The sequence below is a fragment of the Microbacterium sp. NPDC056057 genome (assembly GCF_042266945.1).
Classification (GTDB): Bacteria; Actinomycetota; Actinomycetes; order Actinomycetales; family Microbacteriaceae; genus Microbacterium; species Microbacterium trichothecenolyticum_C.
This window is the reverse complement of record NZ_JBHJWS010000001.1, coordinates 1,679,711-1,699,604: the sequence shown is the minus strand read 5'-3', so window position 1 is coordinate 1,699,604 and position 19,894 is coordinate 1,679,711. Positions and strand designations below refer to the sequence as shown.

General features: G+C 70.3%; 18 protein-coding genes. 7 read left to right on the top strand and 11 right to left on the bottom strand.

All coding sequences use genetic code 11. The features are described from left to right. Nucleotides 1-105 precede the first annotated feature (105 nt). The 3 genes from ACFC1K_RS07170 (at nt 106) to ACFC1K_RS07160 (ending at nt 3,571) form a co-directional block, all read left to right on the top strand. Nucleotides 106-1,731 (top strand): M28 family peptidase, encoded by a 1,626-nt coding sequence (locus tag ACFC1K_RS07170; protein WP_375871029.1) that lies wholly within the window; start codon nt 106-108, stop codon nt 1,729-1,731. A gap of 167 nt (nt 1,732-1,898) precedes the next feature. Further along, the gene (fdhA, locus tag ACFC1K_RS07165; RefSeq protein WP_375871028.1) at nt 1,899-3,119 is read left to right on the top strand and encodes a formaldehyde dehydrogenase, glutathione-independent; all 1,221 of its coding nucleotides are present in this window, start codon (nt 1,899-1,901) and stop codon (nt 3,117-3,119) included. A 47-nt stretch (nt 3,120-3,166) separates the two neighbouring features. Further along, nucleotides 3,167-3,571, top strand: coding sequence for a heme-binding protein (locus tag ACFC1K_RS07160; protein WP_310245123.1), 405 nt, complete (start codon nt 3,167-3,169; stop codon nt 3,569-3,571). A gap of 27 nt (nt 3,572-3,598) precedes the next feature. Here the strand turns inward: ACFC1K_RS07160 and ACFC1K_RS07155 are convergent, their stop codons facing one another. Next, nucleotides 3,599-4,234 carry a 4a-hydroxytetrahydrobiopterin dehydratase gene (locus ACFC1K_RS07155; protein WP_375871027.1) on the bottom strand — a complete coding sequence of 212 codons (636 nt, stop codon included), beginning with the start codon at nt 4,232-4,234 and terminating at the stop codon, nt 3,599-3,601. A 113-nt stretch (nt 4,235-4,347) separates the two neighbouring features. On the opposite strand from ACFC1K_RS07155, the gene ACFC1K_RS07150 reads away from it, so the two are divergent. Beyond that, nucleotides 4,348-5,055 (top strand): YqaJ viral recombinase family protein, encoded by a 708-nt coding sequence (locus ACFC1K_RS07150; protein ID WP_375871026.1) that lies wholly within the window; start codon nt 4,348-4,350, stop codon nt 5,053-5,055. Nucleotides 5,056-5,079: 24 nt separating this feature from the next. Here the strand turns inward: ACFC1K_RS07150 and ACFC1K_RS07145 are convergent, their stop codons facing one another. From ACFC1K_RS07145 to ACFC1K_RS07120, 6 genes are all read right to left on the bottom strand, one after another. After that, nucleotides 5,080-5,583: a 2'-5' RNA ligase family protein gene (locus ACFC1K_RS07145; protein ID WP_375871025.1), complete on the bottom strand. Its 504-nt coding sequence runs from the start codon at nt 5,581-5,583 to the stop codon at nt 5,080-5,082. 43 nt (nt 5,584-5,626) lie between these two features. Next, complete coding sequence (locus ACFC1K_RS07140) at nt 5,627-7,516, bottom strand: dipeptide ABC transporter ATP-binding protein (RefSeq protein ID WP_375871024.1); 1,890 nt, start codon at nt 7,514-7,516, stop codon at nt 5,627-5,629. Next, nucleotides 7,513-8,376 (bottom strand): ABC transporter permease, encoded by an 864-nt coding sequence (locus ACFC1K_RS07135; protein WP_375871023.1) that lies wholly within the window; start codon nt 8,374-8,376, stop codon nt 7,513-7,515. Before ACFC1K_RS07135 ends, ACFC1K_RS07140 begins: the two co-directional genes overlap by 4 nt. Next, nucleotides 8,373-9,329, bottom strand: a complete 957-nt coding sequence (locus ACFC1K_RS07130) for an ABC transporter permease (protein WP_375871022.1) — start codon at nt 9,327-9,329, stop codon at nt 8,373-8,375. The genes ACFC1K_RS07135 and ACFC1K_RS07130 overlap by 4 nt, the downstream gene beginning before the upstream one ends. 73 nt (nt 9,330-9,402) lie before the next feature. Continuing rightward, complete coding sequence (locus ACFC1K_RS07125) at nt 9,403-11,052, bottom strand: ABC transporter substrate-binding protein (RefSeq protein ID WP_375871021.1); 1,650 nt, start codon at nt 11,050-11,052, stop codon at nt 9,403-9,405. A gap of 47 nt (nt 11,053-11,099) precedes the next feature. After that, entirely contained in the window at nt 11,100-12,851 is a 1,752-nt protein-coding gene (locus ACFC1K_RS07120) for an amidohydrolase (protein ID WP_375871020.1), read from the bottom strand. Nucleotides 12,852-13,016: 165 nt separating this feature from the next. Between ACFC1K_RS07120 and ACFC1K_RS07115 the strand changes: the two genes are divergently transcribed. Further along, nucleotides 13,017-13,703, top strand: a complete 687-nt coding sequence (locus ACFC1K_RS07115) for a TetR/AcrR family transcriptional regulator (protein WP_375871019.1) — start codon at nt 13,017-13,019, stop codon at nt 13,701-13,703. Nucleotides 13,704-13,826: 123 nt separating this feature from the next. Here ACFC1K_RS07115 and ACFC1K_RS07110 read toward each other — a convergent pair whose 3' ends face one another. Continuing rightward, nucleotides 13,827-14,816 (bottom strand): hypothetical protein, encoded by a 990-nt coding sequence (locus ACFC1K_RS07110; RefSeq protein WP_375871018.1) that lies wholly within the window; start codon nt 14,814-14,816, stop codon nt 13,827-13,829. A gap of 365 nt (nt 14,817-15,181) precedes the next feature. On the opposite strand from ACFC1K_RS07110, the gene ACFC1K_RS07105 reads away from it, so the two are divergent. Together ACFC1K_RS07105 and ACFC1K_RS07100 are read left to right on the top strand one after the other, a co-directional pair. Continuing rightward, nucleotides 15,182-16,912 (top strand): DHA2 family efflux MFS transporter permease subunit, encoded by a 1,731-nt coding sequence (locus ACFC1K_RS07105; RefSeq protein ID WP_375871017.1) that lies wholly within the window; start codon nt 15,182-15,184, stop codon nt 16,910-16,912. An 11-nt stretch (nt 16,913-16,923) separates the two neighbouring features. Then, a complete protein-coding gene (locus tag ACFC1K_RS07100; protein ID WP_375871016.1) occupies nt 16,924-17,388 on the top strand; it encodes a MarR family winged helix-turn-helix transcriptional regulator in 465 nt (154 codons plus the stop codon). A 10-nt stretch (nt 17,389-17,398) separates the two neighbouring features. Here the strand turns inward: ACFC1K_RS07100 and ACFC1K_RS07095 are convergent, their stop codons facing one another. The 3 genes from ACFC1K_RS07095 to ACFC1K_RS07085 form a co-directional block, all read right to left on the bottom strand. After that, nucleotides 17,399-17,695, bottom strand: coding sequence for a Dabb family protein (locus ACFC1K_RS07095; protein WP_375871015.1), 297 nt, complete (start codon nt 17,693-17,695; stop codon nt 17,399-17,401). 67 nt (nt 17,696-17,762) lie between these two features. Continuing rightward, on the bottom strand, nt 17,763-18,620 hold the full coding sequence (locus ACFC1K_RS07090) for a sugar phosphate isomerase/epimerase family protein (protein ID WP_375871014.1): 858 nt from the start codon (nt 18,618-18,620) through the stop codon (nt 17,763-17,765). 62 nt (nt 18,621-18,682) lie between these two features. Then, on the bottom strand, nt 18,683-19,894 hold the full coding sequence (locus tag ACFC1K_RS07085) for a substrate-binding domain-containing protein (protein WP_375871013.1): 1,212 nt from the start codon (nt 19,892-19,894) through the stop codon (nt 18,683-18,685).

The window sequence follows — 19,894 nt, the reverse complement described above, 5'->3', positions numbered from 1 at the left end:
TTCGTCCGGATTCTCACACTTTCTTCACTTCCCCCTCGCGAGGGCTTTGCATATGCTCCCTCGCGACGGGTGTCAAAGGTGACGCCCGCATTGGAGGGGAAGACGATGTACCCATCTAGAGCACTTTCCAAGCGCGCCAAGGTGGCGGTGATCGCGACGACGGCGGTCGCTGCCATGGCGCTGGTTCCCGCAGGCGGCGCCGTCGCAGCACCTACCCAGGCATGCGAGACGCGCACGAACAACACGTACGAGAAACTCCTCTCGTGCGTGACCGTCGACGGGGTCCTCGAACACGAACAAGCACTGCAGGCTATCGCGAGTGCGAACGGCGGGACTCGTGCGGCGGGCACTGCGGGCTACACCGCGAGCGTCGAGTACGTGGTCGACACTCTCGAGGCCGCGGGCTGGAACGTCGAGCTCGACGAATTCCCATTCACCTTCGTGCCACCCCCTCTCCTCGAGCAGCTGACGCCGGTCGCCGCCGAGTACGCGTCGGGCAACTTCACCGGAACGGGCTACGGCGAAGTCACAGGCAACGTGATCCCGGTCGACATCGTCCTCACCCCGCCGCGAGACCCGGTGACGAGCGGGTGCGACGCGGCGGACTTCGTCGGCCTCGACTTCTCGGGGCCGAACGACATCGCCCTCATCCAGCGCGGCACGTGCGAGTTCGGCGTCAAGGCGGTCAACGCGCAGACTGCGGGTGCCGAGGCGGTGATCATCTTCAACCAGGGGAACACCGATCTGCGGTCCGGCCTGGTGACGGGCACCCTGTTCGGCATCAACCAGACGCCGCTGAACATCCCGGTCGTGGGTGCGAGCTTCGCCGACGGCGCCGCACTGGCCCAGGCGGGTTCGACCGCGCACATCGTCGTCGACCAGCCCGAGTCGCGTCCGCAGGTCAACGTGATCGCGGAGCTGCCTGGCGCGAACGACGCCAACGTCGTGATGGCCGGCGCCCACCTCGACTCGGTGCTGGCCGGTCCTGGCATCAACGACAACGGCAGCGGCTCATCGGCGCTGCTCGAAATCGCCCAGCAGATCTCCAAGCTCAAGCCTCAGAACACCGTCCGTTTCGCCTGGTGGGGCGCCGAGGAGAGCGGGCTGCTCGGTTCGCGCGCCTGGGTCGACCAGCAGGTCGCGGAGGACACGCTCGGTGACGTCGCGCTTTACCTGAACTTCGATATGGTGGCGTCGCCGAACTACATCTTCATGGTGTACGACGGCGACGAGTCGGGTTGGGACGCACCTGCCGGCGTGCCGATCCCGGAGGGCTCCATCCAGATCGAGGATCTCTTCGAGAGCTACTACACGTGGGCGGGCGTGCCTTACGACGACGCGCAGTTCAGCGGGCGGAGCGACTACCAGGCGTTCATCCAGAACGGTGTCCCGGCCGGCGGCCTGTTCACCGGCGCCGAGGTGCCGAAGACCGCGCAGCAGGCTGAGATCTGGGGCGGCGTGGCGGGCCAGCAGTACGACCCGTGCTACCACCTCGCATGCGACGACATCGACAACCTCGCGCTGGACGCGCTGGATGTCAACTCCGATGCCATCGCCGCGGCCGTGATGACCTACGCCTACTCCACCGAGACGGTCAACGGCGTGCCCGGCAAGAAGGTCCCCGGGAACTTCGTGTTCCCGGCTCCCGCCGGTCCGCAGGGCACCGTCAACCTTCCTGGTGGCGGCGGCCTCGCTCCGGACCACGACCACGCTCACGGCGATGTCGGCTGATCGATGAGCTGAGCGGGACGGGGGTGCCGGTGCGGGCACCCCCGTCTTCGTCTGCGCCGCCTCATCGGACCCCATTGCGCGGACCTCGCGGGAGGACGATGCTCGGACGCGAGCCCAGCACGACAGAGTCGCACGACCATGCCTGTCGAGCGACGGAGAGGACGACGATGTCTGCCAACCGAGCGGTGGCCTACAAGGGGCCAGGCGAGGTCGAGGTGATCGACACCGACTACCCCGAGTTCGAACTGAAGGACGGACCGGGCGTCAACCCCGCGAACGTCGGCAGGAAGGTGCCTCACGGCGCGATCCTCAAGACCGTGTCGACGAACATCTGCGGCTCGGATCAGCACATGGTCCGCGGCCGCACGACCGCACCCGCGGGGCTCGTGCTCGGTCACGAGATCACCGGCGAGGTCGTCGAAGTCGGACCCGACGTCGAGTTCATCAAGGTCGGCGACATCGTCTCCGTCCCCTTCAACATCGCCTGCGGCCGCTGCCGCAACTGCAAGGAAGGCAAGACCGGCATCTGCCTCAACGTCAACCCCGACCGCCCCGGCTCCGCCTACGGCTACGTCGACATGGGCGGCTGGGTGGGCGGCCAGGCCGAGTACGTCCTCGTCCCCTACGCCGACTGGAACCTCCTGGTCTTCCCCGACCGCGACCAGGCGCTCGAGAAGATCCTCGACCTCACGATGCTCTCCGACATCTTCCCCACCGGCTTCCACGGCGCCTACACCGCCGGCGTCCGGCCGGGTTCGACGGTCTACATCGCCGGCGCCGGACCGGTCGGGCTGGCTGCCGCCGTCGGGGCGCAGCTGCTGGGGGCTGCCGTCGTCATCGTGGGCGACCTCAACGCCGACCGCCTGGCCCGTGCCCGCTCGTTCGGCTGCGAGACGGTCGACGTGTCGAAGGGCGACCCCAAGGAGCAGATCGAGCAGATCCTCGGCGTCCCCGAGGTCGACTCGGGCGTCGACGCGGTCGGCTTCGAAGCCCGTGGACACGGGACGGATGCCTCGCACGAGGCGCCCGCGACGGTGCTCAACTCGCTCATGGACCTGACTGCGGCCGGCGGCGCGCTCGGCATCCCCGGGCTCTATGTCACCGGCGACCCGGGCGGCATCGACGAAGCCGCCAAGGTCGGCTCGCTGTCGCTGCGCCTCGGCCTCGGCTGGGCCAAGTCGCTGTCGTTCACCACCGGCCAGTGCCCGGTCATGAAGTACAACCGCCAGCTCATGATGGCGATCCTGCACGACAAGGTCCACATCGCCGATGCCGTCGGTGCGACCCCGATCGGCCTCGAAGACGCCCCGCAGGGCTATGCCGACTTCGACCAGGGTGCCGCGAAGAAGTACGTGCTCAACCCCAACGGCTACATCCAGACCGCTTGACCGCGCCTCGGCCCGAGGCATCCGTCCCGCTATGAAAGGAACTCCCCATGTCCGTGACCCTCGCAGACGCCCGTCGTGTGATCGAAGCCGCTGAGAAGCGCGCCGACGAGATCGGCCAGCCCATGAACATCGCCGTCGTCGATGCGGGCGGCAACCTCGTCGCGCACGTGCGCCAGGACGGCGCCTGGATCGGCAGCATCGAGATCTCGATGAGCAAGGCCTGGACGTCGAAGGCGTTCGACATCTCGACGAAGGACCTCGGCGACAACTCGCAGCCGACGCAGCAGTTCTTCGGCATCCACACCACCAACGCGCACGGCCGCGGCGTCGCGATCTTCGCCGGCGGCGTGCCGCTCAGCCGCGACGGCAAGGTCGTCGGTGCGGTGGGCGTCAGCGGAGGCTCGGGCGAGCAGGACCAGACCGTCGCGGAGGCCGGCGCCGCGGCGTTCTGACACCTCGGCCGCCAGGCGGCGGCGACGTCAGGTGCGCCAGGGGCAGAGGTCGACCTTGTGACCGTCGGCGTCGGCGAGCGTCCACCATTCGGGCGCGTGCGAGTCGTCGACGATGACGCCGCCCGCGGCGAGCGCGGCGTCGAGCCGCTTCTCGATGATGTCGCGTGGTCCGTTGACGTCGAGGTGCGATCGACCCCGCAGCGGCTTGTCGACCGGCTGGAACCAGATGAGCGGGCCGCGGCCGTCCTTGTCGAACAGGACGCCGTCGCGCACCTCCGAGAAGCCGGTCGCCGCCTTCCAGAACGGCACGACCGCGCTCGGGTCGGGTGTGGCGACAGCGAGCATCACGTCGAGCATGCGCCCGGTGTCGACCGGGATGTCGAGCTCGCGCGCGGCCTGCGAGATCTGCGCGGCCAGCGCGGCATCCTTCTCCGTCAGCCCGCCGGCCGAGTGCGTCATGAGCCGCACGCGCACGGACGTGTACCGCACGTCGACGTCGGGATGGTGGTCGGCCGCCTCGGCCAGTTCGGCGATCGCGCCGAAGAACTGCGCCCCGGCGGCGAACGTGCCGGTGCGGAACAGCGCGAACGCCCCGGTCACGCGCGGATGCCAGTCCTCGACACCGGGGAACGCGCGGAACTCGCCTGAAGTGATGGTGTCCATGCCCTGAGGATGCCACCGTGGCCGCCGACCGCAACCCCCTTGCGCGCCGCAGGCCCGTCGACCGCGGTGCGTCGCAGGCGGCGGATGTCTCATCGGCGGCGTAGCCTCGAAGGGTGAATCCCGTTCCCTCCGTCGCGCACCCGTCGGGGCTCGCGGCGCAGGCACCGGAGGTCGCCGCCCGCATCGTCGCGGACTCCCGCGACCGGGTGGCCTGGGTGCGCGCGCGGTCCCGGGGCATCACCGCGACGGACGTCGCCACCCTCACCTCCGACAGGGCGATCGCCCGCGCGGCCGATGCGAAGCTCCTCGGCTCGGGCTTCTCGGGGAACGCCTACACCGCGCACGGACGCGCCCGCGAGCCCGAGATCGCGGCATGGGTCGCGGCGACGCACGGCATCCAGCCGTCGTCCGCGCTCTTCCACGCCGTCGTCGAGAAGCGCCACCTCGCGACCCCCGACGGCATCGGTGTCGACAGCGCGGGTCGCATCACGCTCGCCGAGATCAAGACGACGAACAAGGCGTGGCGCAGCATCCCGCGGGGCTACCTCCGCCAGGTGTGGTGGCAGCAGCACGTGCTGGGCGCGGAGCGCACGCTGGTCGCGTGGGAGCAGCACGACGGCTTCGTACCCGTCGACGACGAGCCTCGGTGCGCGTGGGTCGACCGCGACGACGCCGAGATCGCGAAGCTCGTGCGCCTCGCGACCTCCCTCATCGACGAGCTCTACCTGCGCACCATGCGCGCACGGCAGCAGCCGGCACGGATCCCGCAGCCGCCCGCTACGCCGCGCGAGCCGTTCCGCGCGCTCGCCCTCGCGGACTGACCGCTCGCGCAGCGGGCACCTCACTCACCGGATCGTGATGACGCGCCGGTTCTCGGCATCCCACACCCGCGCGCCGACGGCCTCCCCGCTGATGTGCGGGGCCCTGATCGTGCGCATCGCCGTCGCCAGCCGTACCGCGGTCAGCCCGCGCGCGAGGGTGATGTGCGGCGTCCAGTGGTCGATGCGCGTCGTCGAATAGCGGGGCTCGGGTCTGCCGGCGAGTTCCGCCACGACGCGGTGGACCTCCAGCAGGGCGGAGGTCGCGACGACCTGGCGCGTGAGCACGTACCGATCCCGGTGGCCGAGGAGCAGCACTCCTCCGAGCTCGAGGGGAACGGGAAGCATCTCGGCGATGCCGGCGAAAGCCGACGGCTCGAGATGCTCCCGCACCGCGAGCGTGACGTGGGGGCGGTTGCTGGGCGCCGGGTTGCGTCCCGAGCTCGGCAGGTCCGCGCCGAGCAGCCGGTCCCAGTCCTCCCGCACCACGCGGTCGATCTCGGCATCCGGAATCAGTTCGACGCTGAACACTCCTCCATCCTCCCGCGCTCCGGCGTCCTGCGCCGAACCCGGGTCACCGTGCCTGCCCGGCCGCCTCGACCCTCGCCGTCTCCACTGCTGCCGCCTCCGCATCGGCGTCGTCCACACCCGCGTCCGGTACGCCGCCGTCGACACCCGCGGCCTCGAGCTCTGCGCCCACCACCTCGGCGTCCCACCCGGGCTTCGGCACCGAGTCGATGAGCAGCCGCGTGTACTCGTGTTGCGGAGCGGCGAGGAGCCCCGCCGTGCGACCGCGCTCGACGATCTCGCCGCGGCGCATCACGACGGTCTCGTCGCACACGCGCCTGACGACGGCGAGGTCGTGGCTGATGAAGAGCACGGTGAGTCCGCGCTCCCGCCGGATGCGGTCGACGAGGTCGAGCACCTGCGCCTGCACCGAGACGTCGAGCGCGCTCGTCGCCTCGTCCATCGCGAGCACGTCCGGCTCGATCGCGAGGGCACGGGCGATCGCGACGCGCTGCCGCTGGCCGCCCGAGAGGGTCCGCGGCCGCGCGGCGGCGTGCTTCTCCCCCAGTCCTACCTGGGCGAGCAGGTCGAGCACCCGCGACCGTGCGTCGGTCGCGGTCAGCCGGGTGTGGAGGCGCAGGGCGTCTTCGATGGCCCGGCCCGCCGTGATGCGCGGGTCGAGCGACAGGTACGGATCCTGGAACACCATCTGCACGCTGCGTGCGTGGGCCAACCGCTGGCGCCTGTTGCGAGGGACCGCGGTGCGCTCGCGACCGTCGATACGGATGTCGCCCGTGTCGGCGGCCTCGAGCCCCACGATCATGCGCGCGAGCGTCGACTTGCCCGACCCCGACTCCCCCACCACCCCGAGCGCGCCGCCGCGGGGCACCGCAACCGCCGCGTCGATCACCGCGCGCACCGGCTCCTTGCCCCGGCGCACATACGTCTTCGACACCTCGGCCGCCTCGAGCATCGGCGATGCGGCAGTCGCCGCGGCCGCAGCATCCGTTGCCCTGTCGTCGCGCACAGAATCGGAGGTCGCTCGAGACGCGCCGGCGGACGGATGCTGCGGCCCGGCGTGTTCCGCAGAGCCTCCGATGCGGCGACCCGCGGTCGCGCCCGGTGCGGCGCCGACGAGCGTCGGGGTCGCGGCGACGAGGCGCCGCGTGTACTCGGCCCGCGGGTCGCGGAGCACGTCGTGCGCGCGGCCCTGCTCGACGACCTGCCCGCCGCTCATGACGTACACGCGGTCGCACAGTGATGCAGCGAGGTTGAGGTCGTGCGTGATGAAGAGCATGCCCATGCCGCGGCTCGCGCGCTGCTCGGTGAGCACCCCGATGATCTCGGCCTGGGTGGTCACGTCGAGAGCCGTCGTCGGCTCGTCGCACACGAGGAGCTTCGGCGACGTCGTCAGGGCTCCCGCGATCATGACCCGCTGCAGCATGCCGCCCGAGAACTCGTGCGGATATTGGCGCAGGTGGTCCTCGGGGCGCGGGAGACGCACCGCCTCGAGCAGCTCGATGGCGCGGGCGCGCGCAGCATCCGTCGACCATCCCTCCGCGAGGCGGAGCGCCTCGGTGAGGTGGTCGCCGATCGTCCGCATCGGGTTGATGCCCGCGCGCGGGTCCTGGAAGATCATCGCCGCGCCGCGGCGGCGCAGCCGCCGAAGCTCGGACGCGGGGGCCGACAGCACGCCGGCCCCGTCGAGCACGACGTCGCCGGTGATCGCCGCGCGATCCGGGACGAGGCCCAGCACCGTGCGAGCGGTGAGTGACTTGCCCGACCCCGACTCGCCGACGAGACCCACCGTCTCGCCCGCCGCGACCGACAGCGAGATCCCGTGCAGCAGCCGCGTGCCGTCGGGCAGGTCGAGGGTGAGGTCGCGGATGTCGAGCAGCGCCGGGTTGGGTGCGGCCGGCGCGGCCGCCGGATCCACGACGGTCTCGGTCGCGGTCATGCCGGGGTCTCCCCACCGATGCGGTCGGAGAGCTCTTCTCCGATGATGTTGACGGCCACGACGACCACGACGACGGCCACCGCCGGCACGATCGCGGGCAGGAAGTGCCCCCCGATGAGCCCGGCCTGCGCCTCGTTGATCATCGCGCCCCAGTCGGCGGTGGGCGGCTGCACGCCCAGGCCGAGGAACGACAGGGCGGCGAGCTCGGCGAGCACGTACCCGAAGTTGAGCGTCGACTGCGCTCCGACGATGGGCGTGACGTTCGGCAGCACGCGCCGCAGCGCGATCCACGCGCCGCCGAAGCCCTGCACGCGATAGGCCGCGACGTAGGGCCGCGTGCGCTCGGCCGCGATGAGCGAGCGGGTGAGGCGGGCGACGAACGGCGCATACGCGATGCTCATCGCGATGACGGGAGCGACCAGCCCCTTGCCGAAGAGCGCGACCGCCATGATCGCGATGAGCAGGGACGGGAAGGCGAACAGCACGTCGAACAGGCGACCGAGCACGGAGTCGATCCAGCCGCCGCGCCAGCCGGCGATGAGACCGAGGAGGATGCCGAGCACCGTCGACGCCATCACCACGAGGAGCGGACCGAGCAGGGCCGTGCGCGCACCGTAGATGAGGCGGCTCAGTGTGTCGCGGCCGAGGCCATCGGTGCCCAGCCAATGCGCGGCGCTCGGAGGCGCATTGACCGCGGCGAAGTCGACGGCGTCGGGGTTGTACGGCGCGAGGAACGGGGCGAAGATCGCGGCCAGCGTCATCGCGGCGAGGACGCCGAGCGCGATCGCGAAGGTCAGGCTGGTGCGGGGCAGCCGCGGGGCGCGGAGCACCTTGACGGCGAGGGTGGGTGTTGTCGTCATCGGGCACCTGCTCCGGCGGCGGACCGGGGATCGATCCAGGGTTCGAGGACGTCGATCACCGCGTTCACGAGGACGAAGGCGGTCACGACGAGGAGGACGATCGCCTGCACGACCGGGAAGTCGAGCCGATCCACCGATTGCACGAGCAGCGAGCCCATGCCGGCGAGGCCGAACGCGGCCTCGACGATGGAGCTCGCGACGAGGAGCCCGGCCACCAGCATCCCGCTCACGGTCAGGATCGGCCCGACGGCGTTGCGGAACACGTGACGGCGGATCACGGTGCCGCGCTTGATGCCACGGCTGATCGCGACCTCCACGTGCTCGCGATCGAGCTGGTCGATCATCGACGAACGCGTCACCTTGCCCACCAGCACGACGAACACGATCGCGAGGGCGATCGACGGAAGCACGAGGTGGTAGACCGTGTCCCAGAACCCCTCGCCCGACCCGAACGACGGGAACCAGCCGAGCTGCACCGCGAACACCGCGATGAGCACGATGGATCCGACGAACGACGGGATGGCGCCGAGCACGGTGAGCCCGATGAGGATCGAGCGGTCCGCGAGGCGGCCGCGGTGGAGGGCGGCGACCGCGCCGGCGATGAGGCCGACGACCGCGATCATCGTGCCCGCCATCACGACCAGTCCGAGGGTGACGGGCAGCCGCTCGCCGAGCACCACGGTGACGTCCTGCCGGTACTGCAGCGACCGACCCAGGTCGCCGTGGAGGAGCCCTGCCACCCAGGTGAGGTACTGCTGCCACGGCGGCAGGTCGAGACCGTACTGCGCGGTGATCTGCGCCACCGCCTCGGGGCTGGGCTTGCGCCCCCGCAGCAGGAACGCCACCGGATCGCCCGGCACCAGGAAGCGCGAGAAGAAGACGAGCACGGATGCCAGGAACAGCGTGAGCAGCAGCCCGCCGAGCTTGCCGGCGATCCGGCGGACGGCGATCATCGCTCCCCCGCTCCCTCCGGCCCGACGCCGATCCGGTCCGGACCCGGCGGCGACCGCCGGGCCCGCGCTCACATCAACGGGAGCCAATGGTCGCCGCCCACGGGTAGTACATGAACGCCACCGACGGGGCGACGCCGGTCACCCGGTCGCCGAGGAACAGCGTCATCGGGCCCTGGAACAGCGGCAGCCAGGGCAGCTGCTCGTTCGCGATGCGCTGAGCCTGAGCGGTGACCTCGCTGCGCGCCGCGGGGTCGTCGATGGTGACGGCCTCGTTCACGAGGGCGTCGAACTCGGGGTCGCTCCAATTGCCGTAGTTGCTGAACTCGCCCGTGCGCAGCACGCTGTACATCTCGAGCGGATCCGGGCTCGACAGGTACCACGAGGTGTAGAAGAGGTCGATGCCCTCGCGCGCGGTCGGGTCGGAGAACAGTGCCGTGTACGCGCTCGGGCTCACCGTCTCGATGGTCGCCGTGAGGCCGATGGACTGTGCGGCGGCAGCCGCGCCCTGCGAGATGACGGTGAAGTCGTTGCTGATCGGCGCGGTGGCGATCACGATCTCCTCGCCCGCGACCCCCGCCTCGTCGATGAGCTTCTTGGCCGCTTCGATGTCGTACGGATACGCCTCCAGCCCGTCGAACGCGTCCTTCAGGCCCGCGTCGCTCGCGCCGACCCACACCGACTCGGTGGTGAGCGCGTTCGTGACCTCGCCGTAGCCCTTGGCCGCGGCATCCAGGATCCCCTGCCGGTCCATCGCCATGAGCAGCGCCCGGCGCACGCGCTCGTCGCCGAGCGGACCCTCGAGGTTGTTCACGATGAGGCTGCCGACCGCGGTGTTGAGGCCGAAGTACATGTCCCCCTTGCCGGAGTCCCGAAGCTGCCCGATCGCGTCAGCCGGGATCATCCACCCGCCGTCGACCTCCCCCGACTTCAGCGCGTTGACGCGCGCGTTGGGGTCGGTCATGAAGAGGATGTCGACCTCGCCGGCGCGGGCCCGCAGCGCGTCGTCCCAGTAGTCGTCATAGCGGGTGAGCGTGACCGACTCCCCCGACTTCCATTCGGTGAGTGCGAAGGGGCCGGTGCAGTTGACGAGCCCGGTCGAGTTGCCGTAGTCGGCCCCCTTCTCGGCCAGTGTCGCCGCCGACTCGACGACGCCCGCCGACCCGCCCATCGCGAGGTTGAACTGCGAGTCGGGCCCGTTCATGGTCACCGTCACCTCACGGTCGCCCGTCTGCTCGATCGACGCCACGTTCTGGTAGACCGAGTACCACGACGAGCCGACCTCGGGATCGAGGTGCCGGCTCATCGAGGCGACGGCGTCGGCCGCCGTCAGCGGCGTCCCGTCGTGGAACGTGACGCCCTCGCGGATCGTGTAGACCCACGTCTCGGGCGTCGGGTGGTCGAACGACTCCGCCAGGCCGGGCGAGAGCGTGAAGTCGGGGTTCAGGCGCAGCAGAGACTCGCAGACGTTCGCGAGCACCTGGTTGTCGGCGTAGTCGAACGCGTAGGCGTAGTCGAGCGAGTACGGCTCGGAGTAGCTCACCCACGAGTACGAGTCGATGTCGCCCGACGGCGCGGCCGTCTGGGCGGTGTACTCCCACTCGGGGGCGGCGGTGGCGTCGGGGCTCGACGTGTCGGCGCTGCACGCGGACAGGACGAGCGCGCCGGCCACGCCGACGCCCGCGACGGCGAGCAGGCGACGGGCGGTGCGTCGGGTGCGGATCATGGTGCTCCTCGGGTTCTGACGACGGTGTCGGGTGGTGGAGAAGGAACTCAGGACAGAACGGATGCTGCGGCCTCGGCGTCCGCGCCGGCCTCGGCGTCGGTGCGGGCGAAGACCCGCTCGCCGTCGATCCACGTCGAGGCGACGCGGCACAGGTAGAGGTCTTCGGCGGGCACGGTGAACGGGTTCGGCTCGACGACCACGAGGTTCGCGAGGTAGCCCGCGCGGACGTAGCCGGTGTCGTGGTCGCGGTGGTTCACGTACGCCGTGCCCGACGTGTAGGCGGCGAGCGCGGTGGCGAGGTCGAGGCGCTGCTGGGGGCCGCCCAGCGGCTCGTCGTCGGACAGCGGGGCGACACGGTTGACGGCGATGTGCACGCCGGCGAGCGGATCCGCGCTCGAGACCGGCCAGTCGCTGCCGCCGGCGAGACGCACCCCTGCCCGTTGCAGATCGCCGAACGGGTACTGCCGCGACGCGGCGGACTCGGCGAGGAACGGCAGGGTGAGCTCGTCCATCTGGTCCTCGTGGCACGCCCACAGGGGCTGCATGTTCGCCACGGCGCCGGCTGCTGCGAAGCGCGGCACGTCGGCCGCGTCGACCACCTGGATGTGGGCGAGGTGGTGGCGCCCGTCGGTCGCGCCGTTGACCTCCGCCGCCGCCTCGACCGCGTCGAGCGCCTCGCGCACGGCCCGGTCGCCGAGAGCGTGGAAATGCAGCTGGAAGCCCGCGGCGTCGGCGGCGATGGCGTACTCGCGCAGCCGCTCGGCCGGGATGAACGACAGGCCGCGGTTGTCGGTCGAGTGACCGTGCCCGTCGCGGTACGGCTCGAGCATGGCGGCCGTGTGGTTCTCGGCGACGCCGTCGACCATGAACTTGATCGAGCCCAGCGAGAAGCGGTCCTCGCGTCCGAGCGCGGCGACCTCGTCGCGGGTGCGGATCATCCCTTCGAGCTGTTCGATCCCCTCACCGCGCTCCCACCACTGCGCCCCGACGACGTGCGCCTTGAGCGTTCCCTCGGCGAGCGCGCGACGGTAGGAGGCGAGCCCGCCGGGGATCCCCGGGAAGCTCCCGACGAGGGCGTCCTGCCAGCCCGTGATGCCCTGCGCGATGAGGTCGTCCTGCGCGCGCAGCAGCCCCGCGTAGGCGAGGTCTTCCGAGACCTTCGGGCGTGCCTCCGCGAACAGGTCGGCCGCCCCCTCGTGGAAGGTGCCGGCCGGGAACCCGTCGGCCTCGCGCTCGATGCGCCCGTCGGCCGGGTCGGCCGTGGCCGCGTCGACGCCGGCCGCGCGCATCGCCGCGGTGTTCGCCCACGCGGAGTGGTGGTCGCGGCTCGCGAGCAGCACCGGGCGGTCGGGCACGATCGCGTCGAGCGCTCCGCGCAGCGGAGCCCCGCCCGCGAAGTGGTCCATCGACCACCCGCCGCCCACGATCCACTCGGCGTCGGGGTTCTCGGCGGCGTAGCGCGCGATCGTCGCCAACGTGTCGGCGGCGTCCTCCGAGCCGGTGAGGTTGCACTGCAGCAGCTCGACGCCGCCCGACATCGGGTGCACGTGCGCATCCTGGAACCCCGGAGCGAGCAGAGCTCCCGCGAGGTCGACGACCTCCGTATCAGGACCGATGAACACGGATGCCTCGTCCTCGGCGCACACCGCAGCGATGCGCCCGTCGCGCACGGCGACGGCCACGCCGCTCAGGGCCTCAGCGCTTCCCGCCCGCACGAGATCGGAGCTGAACAGCGCGGCTCGGATGAACACGGTGTCTGCGTACGGGGTGTCTGCATCTGCAGGAACGGCAGCGGCCACGGGACCTCTCCTTCGTCGTCGAACGGGTCGCTTGACGATAGACCGCTGTCATCGCTCCTGTCAACAGTGTTGACACGAGCGATGACAAGCAGACTAAGCTCGGGACGTCACGACGCCGAGACAGGGCTGCGTGGCACGATGGACGCGACGGCGAAAGCGGGGATCATGGCGGCACGCACCGGGGCGACGCCCGAGAAGCCGGGCGCGAAGCGCCTGGACCGGGCCACGATCATCGCGGCGGGCCTCGAGCTCGCCGAGACGACCGGATCGGCCTCCCTCTCGATCCGCGACCTCGGCGCGAAGCTCGGCACCGACCCGACCGCCGTCTACCGCCACTTCCGCGGCAAGGACGAGCTGATGAGCGCGCTGCTCGACGAGCTCACTCTGCGGAGCCTGGCCGCCGTCACCGCCGACCCCGAACAGTGGCAGGAGCGGCTTCGCCAGCTCGCGTCGGCGACGCTGACCGAGTTCGCCCGCTACCCCGCCGTGGGGCAGGAGGCGATCGTCCTCACCACCCACGGCCCCGGAGAGCTCGACGCGATCGAGCTGATGTTCGACGCGTTCTCGCGAGCCGGCCTCACCGGCGATGCCCTGGTGCAGCACTACGCACTCATGGCGACCCACGTCCTTTCGATCGCCGCCGGCGTCGCCCGCGCGCGGGCCGAGCGCGCCACCGCGGCCCCCGCGGATTCCAGCCCGTGGTTCGAGGGCCCGCTGCTCGTCGACCCGATCAAGCACCCCCACATCGCGCAGATGTCCGCGCAGCTGCTGGACCTGAAGGACCGCGAGCTCTTCATGCTCGGCGTCGAGTCGGTCATCCGCTCCGCCGAGCGCGCCGCGCGCTCCGCCTGACGCGCCCCGGGCGGCAGCATCCGCCCCAGCGCTCGTTCATTTCATGTGCTCTCACCGAGTGCACACGCTGCGCACGCACACGACGTGTGACCTCGGTGAGAGCACACGATCTGAACACACGAGTCACCGGCGCGGGACCGTGATCCCGAACGCCGCGAGGCGGCGACCGAGCGCCTCGGGCGTGACGATGTGCGGGGCCTCGGCGCGGACGAGCCGACGCTGGGTCCTCCCGCGGATCCAGTCCTCGCGGCGCTTCTCATCGAGAACCACCTCCTTGACCGTCCTCCCCGACGCGAGCGCGAGTTCGTCGTACTTGCCCATGCCGTCGAACTCGTAGAAGCTCCGCACGTCTTCGATGCCGATGTCGACGCGATAGGTCCGGCCGTCCGGTCCGCTCACCGGCACCTGGAGCCGCAACTCGCGGAATCCGAGACGGCTCAGCTGCAGCCGGCTGACCGCCTCGCCGGGCGACTCCGAACGACCGTCGGCGAAGCGGATCGCCGCCTCAGCCTGGCGGACTCCCCGGCCACCGCGCGCAGCCTCGCACCGCTGCAGCATTCGCTCACGCCAGGCTTCCGCGGCGCGCTCGTCGTACGCGGATCCGCGCATCGCCTCGCGGCGCACCGCGGCATCCGCCACGGCGACGGCCGCCTCCATGCTGAGGGTGCGCACCAAGTCGAAGACGGTGCGATCCAGCGTCGTGCATCGGATGCCGTTGACCACCGCGATGTCGTCGGCCGGAAGCTCGTCGGCATGGCGTTGCAGCCCGGGCCGGCTCGACATCCGCCGTCCTTGCGGCGTGATGAGGTGGACCGCGGAAGGGGTGTGCCGGTACAGCGGCAGCTCCGACAGCACGCCTGCCGACTCGTGCGAGGCGACGCCGCCACCATCGCGCATCTCGTGGACAGCAGCGCACAGCTCGATGAGGTGACGCGACTCCGGCCACAGGTCGCTCCAGAGGTCCATCCCGACGTATCGGTTGCGCTGCAGCCGCCGCATTTCTCCGCGCGTCACGGCGTCGCCGATCGCACGGGCGGTCATCCCGCTCGCCCGCAGCTGCTCACGGCTCCGCACCGCGGCCATCGCCTCGTCGAAGGTCAGGTGGTGTGCCACCCGCCCCAGCCTGCCCGCGACACAACCCCGCCGCGCGAGCCGCTGCGCAGCCTGTGCGCGCCTCGTCCCCGAGACGTCATGTGGAGGAAGGGATGCCGCGGGCCGCAGCATCCGTTCCGTACCGAGCGTTCACTTCATGTGCTCTCACCGAGTGCACACGCTGCGCACGCACACGACGTGTGACCTCGGTGAGAGCACACGATGTGGACGCTCGACGGCGACCCCCGCGCCTTCAACACGCCTGATAGTTGACGCACGTCAACCATTGACGTATAGTTGACCCAAATCAACTGTTGACCTTCGTCAACCTTCTTCCGCGCCACTGTCGCCGCGAATCATCTCAACTCCTCAGTCGAAGGACTCTAATGGCCACGTCCACCCCCGCGACCGGGTCGGTCGCCACTGCCGACGAGAAGCGCCGGCACCGCAAGATCCTGCAGGCACTCACCGGCCTGCTGCTCGGCATGTTCGTGTCGATGCTCGCGTCGACCGTCGTGTCGACGTCGCTCCCCGTGATCGTCCACGACCTCGGCGGCGACCAGGCGGCGTTCACGTGGGTCGTCACCGCGACCCTGCTGACCACCGCGATCTCGACCCCGATCTGGGGCAAGCTCGCCGACCTGTTCAACCGCAAGCTGCTCATCCAGATCGCGATCGTGATCTTCGTGCTCGCCACTGCGGCGGCCGGCTTCTCGCAGGACCCGGGCACGCTCATCGCCTTCCGCGCGGTGCAGGGCATCGGCGCCGGCGGTCTCGCGGCGCTCAGCCAGGTCATCATGGCCGACATCATCAGCCCGCGCGAGCGTGGCCGGTACATGGGCCTCTTCGGCGCCGTCATGGCCGTCGCCACCGTCGGCGGCCCGCTCCTCGGCGGCTTCATCACCGACACGATCGACTGGCGCTGGAACTTCTTCATCGCGCTGCCGTTCGCCGTCGCCGCCCTCATCATCATGCAGCGGACGCTCCACCTGCCGCCGCGCCCCAAGAAGAAGGCGCGCATCGACTACTTCGGCATCGTGCTGCTCTCGACAGCCGTGTCGCTGCTGCTCATCTGGGTCACCAACGCGGGCAAGGACTACGACTGGTGGAGCACCGAGACCATCCTCATGGTCGGCGGCGCGCTCCTGGCAGCCGTGCTCTTCGTGATCGTCGAGCTGCGCTCGAAGGAGCCGCTGATCCCGCTCACGATGTTCCGCAACCGCACCTTCACGCTCGCGGTCATCGCGTCGATCTCCATCGGCATCGCGATGTTCGGCACGTCGGTGTTCCTCAGCCAGTACATGCAGCTGGCGCGCGGCGCGACCCCGACCGAGGCGGGTCTGATGACGATCCCGATGATCGGCGGACTCCTGCTCGCCTCGATCGTGATCGGCGGTCTCGTGACCCGCACCGGGCACTGGAAGCCGTACCTGATCGTGGGCGGCGTGCTCCTGATCGCCGGCTCGTACCTGCTGTCGACCATCCACTACGACACGAACTTCGTGCTGGTCTCGCTGTACATGTTCCTGCTCGGCGCGGGTGTCGGCATGACGATGCAGAACCTCGTGCTCATCGTCCAGAACACCTCCAAGCCGTCGGAGATCGGCGTCGCGAGCTCGGGGGTCACGTTCTTCCGCAGCCTCGGCGGCACGATCGGCGTCTCGGTGATGGGTGCTGCCCTCGCGACCTCGGCGACGAACCTGTTCACCGACCGCAAGGACGACATCGGCGCCGCGCTCATGGCGCTCGGCGAGAAGGGCGCGGCCATCGGCCAGCAGCTCGCGTCGGGCACCATCCCGCAGGTCTCGGCCCTGCCCGAGTCGATCCGCGTGATCGTCGAGGACATCTACGCGCAGGCCATCGCCCACTCGTTCCTGATCGCCGTGCCGCTGGCCGTGGTCAGCCTCATCGCGATCATCTTCCTGCCCAACAAGCCGCTCACCCGCATGACCACGAGCGAGCGCGTGCAGGCGAGCGAGGCCGACCTCGCGACCGTCTCGGTCGCCGAGGGCATGGAGACGCTGACCGCCACCGCGGCGGTGGACACGGATGCTGCGGCCCGCGGCACTGCGGCAGGCACCGACGCCGCGGACGAAGCCTCAGTCGCCCGGCGCTAATGTCGAACCTGATGACCTCCGACGACACCCGAGCGGCGCGCACCGAAGCGGTGCGCGCCCTCGAGGCGGAGTTCGGGGAGCTGATCAACCGGTTCCGGCGCATCATCACCGAGAATGCCAACCGCCTGAGCCCGGGCATGCTGCCCGGCGCCTACAAGGTGTTCACCACGATCGTGCGCCGCGAGGGAATCACCCTCTCGGGACTCGCCGAATCGCTCATGGCCGACAAAGGGCAGATCAGCCGCACGGTGCGAGAGCTCGAGCAGCTGGGCCTCGTGCAGCGCACGCCCGATCCGGACGACGGCCGGTCGAGCCTGCTGTCTCCGACCCCGTTCGGGCTGGAGCGCTTGGAAGTGGCGCGAGCGCCTCAGGAGCACAGTCTCGTCGACGCGCTCGAGGAGTGGCCGCTCGACGACATCACGAGCCTGACGCGCCTGCTCCACGCACTGACGGCCGGCGAGAGCCCCGCCTCCTGACTTCCGAGGCTCAGGCCTCGACGAAGTCGTACTCCTGGAAGTCCGCCACCTCGGGGACCCAGCGCTCGGCGACGAACGCGACGTGGGTGGGGTGGTCGTTGTAGGCCTGGTACTCGGCGTCGCCCTGGAACACCATCGAGAACTGGTGCGCGAGCTCGCTCTTCGCGCTCACCTGCCGGTTGATGCGGAAATCCTCGACGCCGGGGATCGACGTGAGCGCGGCGCGCGCGTCGGCGAGGAACGCCGTCTCCTCGGGCGAACCGGCGGCGTGGGTGAGGCGGAAGACGACGGTGTGCTGAATCGGCATGCTTCGAGTCTTCCGCATCATCGGCAGCGCGGGGCCACGACGGACTCCGTGGTTCGCGCGTGACCGCTCAGCGTGACGCCTGCAGTGCCGTGAGAGAGCGCAGCGAACGCTCGGCCAGATCGTCCTGACTCGCCGCGAGGGGCCGCCACACCGACGCGGCCACCGCGATCGTGGCGTTCTCGCCCGTGAAGCTCTCCAGCCCCAGGATGCCCGCGTACCCGGCGTCGTCGAGGGCAGCGAGAGTCCCCGGCCAGTCGGTGTGATCGTCGCCGACCGGCCCGCGGTCACTCCCGCAGACCTGCACGTGCGCGATGTTGCCGGCCGCGGCGCGGATCGCAGCATCCGGTCGCTTCTCCTCGATGTTGAGGTGGTAGGTGTCGAGCGCGAGGCCGAGCCCCGGCCCGAACAGCGGCGCCAGCGCATCGAGACCCTGCTCGACGGTGTTGATGACGCTCGTCTCGTACCGGTTGAGGGGTTCGACGGCGAGCGCGAGTCCGGCCGCCGCAGCCTCGTCGACGAGCGGTTCGAGGTTCCGGCGCAGCTGCGCCACGACCTCGGTGCGCTCGCCTGCCGTCATGCGCCAGGTGACACCGGTGGGCGCGTAGAAGGGTCCCGCGACGACGGATGCCCCGACCCCGCGCGCTGCGGCAAGGCATGTGCGCAGGTACGCCTGGGTCGCGGCGACGTTGCCCGCCCGATCGACGAGCGAACGGCCCGGGCCCATCGCGCCGATCACGACGGGAACGAGACCCAGCGAGCCGAGCAGATCGCCCGCGCGCGCAGCATCCCAGTCCCCCGCGTTCTCGAGGGGCAGCTCGATCGCGCCGAAGCCCATGCGCGCGATCTTCGGCGCGAGTTCGGCGAGCGACTCGTCTGTCAGCGGCGAGGTCCAGACCCAGGTGTTGACGCCGATCGTGCGCTGCATGACTCTCCTGTCAGGGATGATCCCGTCCTCCCCTCGCGGGGAGGACGGGATCGGATCGGTGCTTACGGGATCTGGCGCTGCTGCCAGACCTCCGGGTAGCCCGGCAGGTTCTCGCCGCCGAACTTGGCGTAGTGACCGTCGGGCATGCCGTCGTTGGCCTCGAGGTACTGGTCGACCTCCTCGGCCGTGATCGGGCTCTGCGGGAGCACCCACTCCTTCGGGATCTCTTCGCCCGCGAAGATCTTCTGCGCCGCCAGCAGCGGGGTGCGCCACTGGAAGTTCGAGTAGACCGGAGCGAGGCCGGTGAGACCCGTCTCCTTCCACTTGCGCAGGAAGCTCATCTCGTCCTCACCCGTCATGACGGGGTAGTCGACGCCGGCATCCTCGAAGGCCTCGATGGCGGCGACGGCGCCGTCACCGGCATCCATCCAGATGCCCGCCACATCGCCCTTGGCCAGCTCGTCCGAGATGATGCTCTTGATCTCGGCCGGGTCGGCGCCGGTGAAGTAGTCGACCGCCTCGATGCCCGCGTCGGCGAACATCTTCTCCGCCGCGGCCCATCGCTGCTCGAGCACATCGACGCCCGGAAGGATGCGCAGGCCCACGACCTTATCGCCCTCCTCGAGGTTGTCGATGAGGAACTGCGCGGTGTCGATGCCCCACGCGAAGCCGCCGATGGGGTGGATGAACGTCACCGGGCAGTCGGTCTCGACACCGCGGTCGAACACGATCACGGGCTTGCCGGTGTCGCATGCGCGCTCGACGGCGGGCGTCATCGCCGCCGTGCTGTTCGGCGAGATGATGAAGACGTCGCAGTTGCCGTCCGAGATGAAGTAGTCGATGTCGGCGATCTGCGTGTCATCGGAGTCCTGCGCGTCGCGCGTCTCCATCTCGCTGATCGCGCCCGCCTCCTGCAGCACCTTGAGCTGCTCGTTCATCGTGATCCACCCGGTCTGGCGCCAGGGGTTCGAGATCGACGCGTTCGCGAAGCACGCCTTCTTGGGGCCGCTGCTCGCGTACTGCGACGTGTCGACCATCTCCGCGTCGATGTACTGCAGGTACGGCTCGTCCTCGGGGCCCTCGGGCACGACCTCGCGCTGGGCCATCTGTGTGTCGAACAGCGCCTGGTCGAACCACTCGTTGGCGCCGCCATCTTCGGTCGGCGCGGCCGACGAGTCCGGCGGGGCCACGTTCGGGTCGGTCGTACACCCTGCCAGGGCGAAGAGGCCGACGAGCGCCACCGCTGTGGTGGCGATCTTCACTGATCGTCGCAT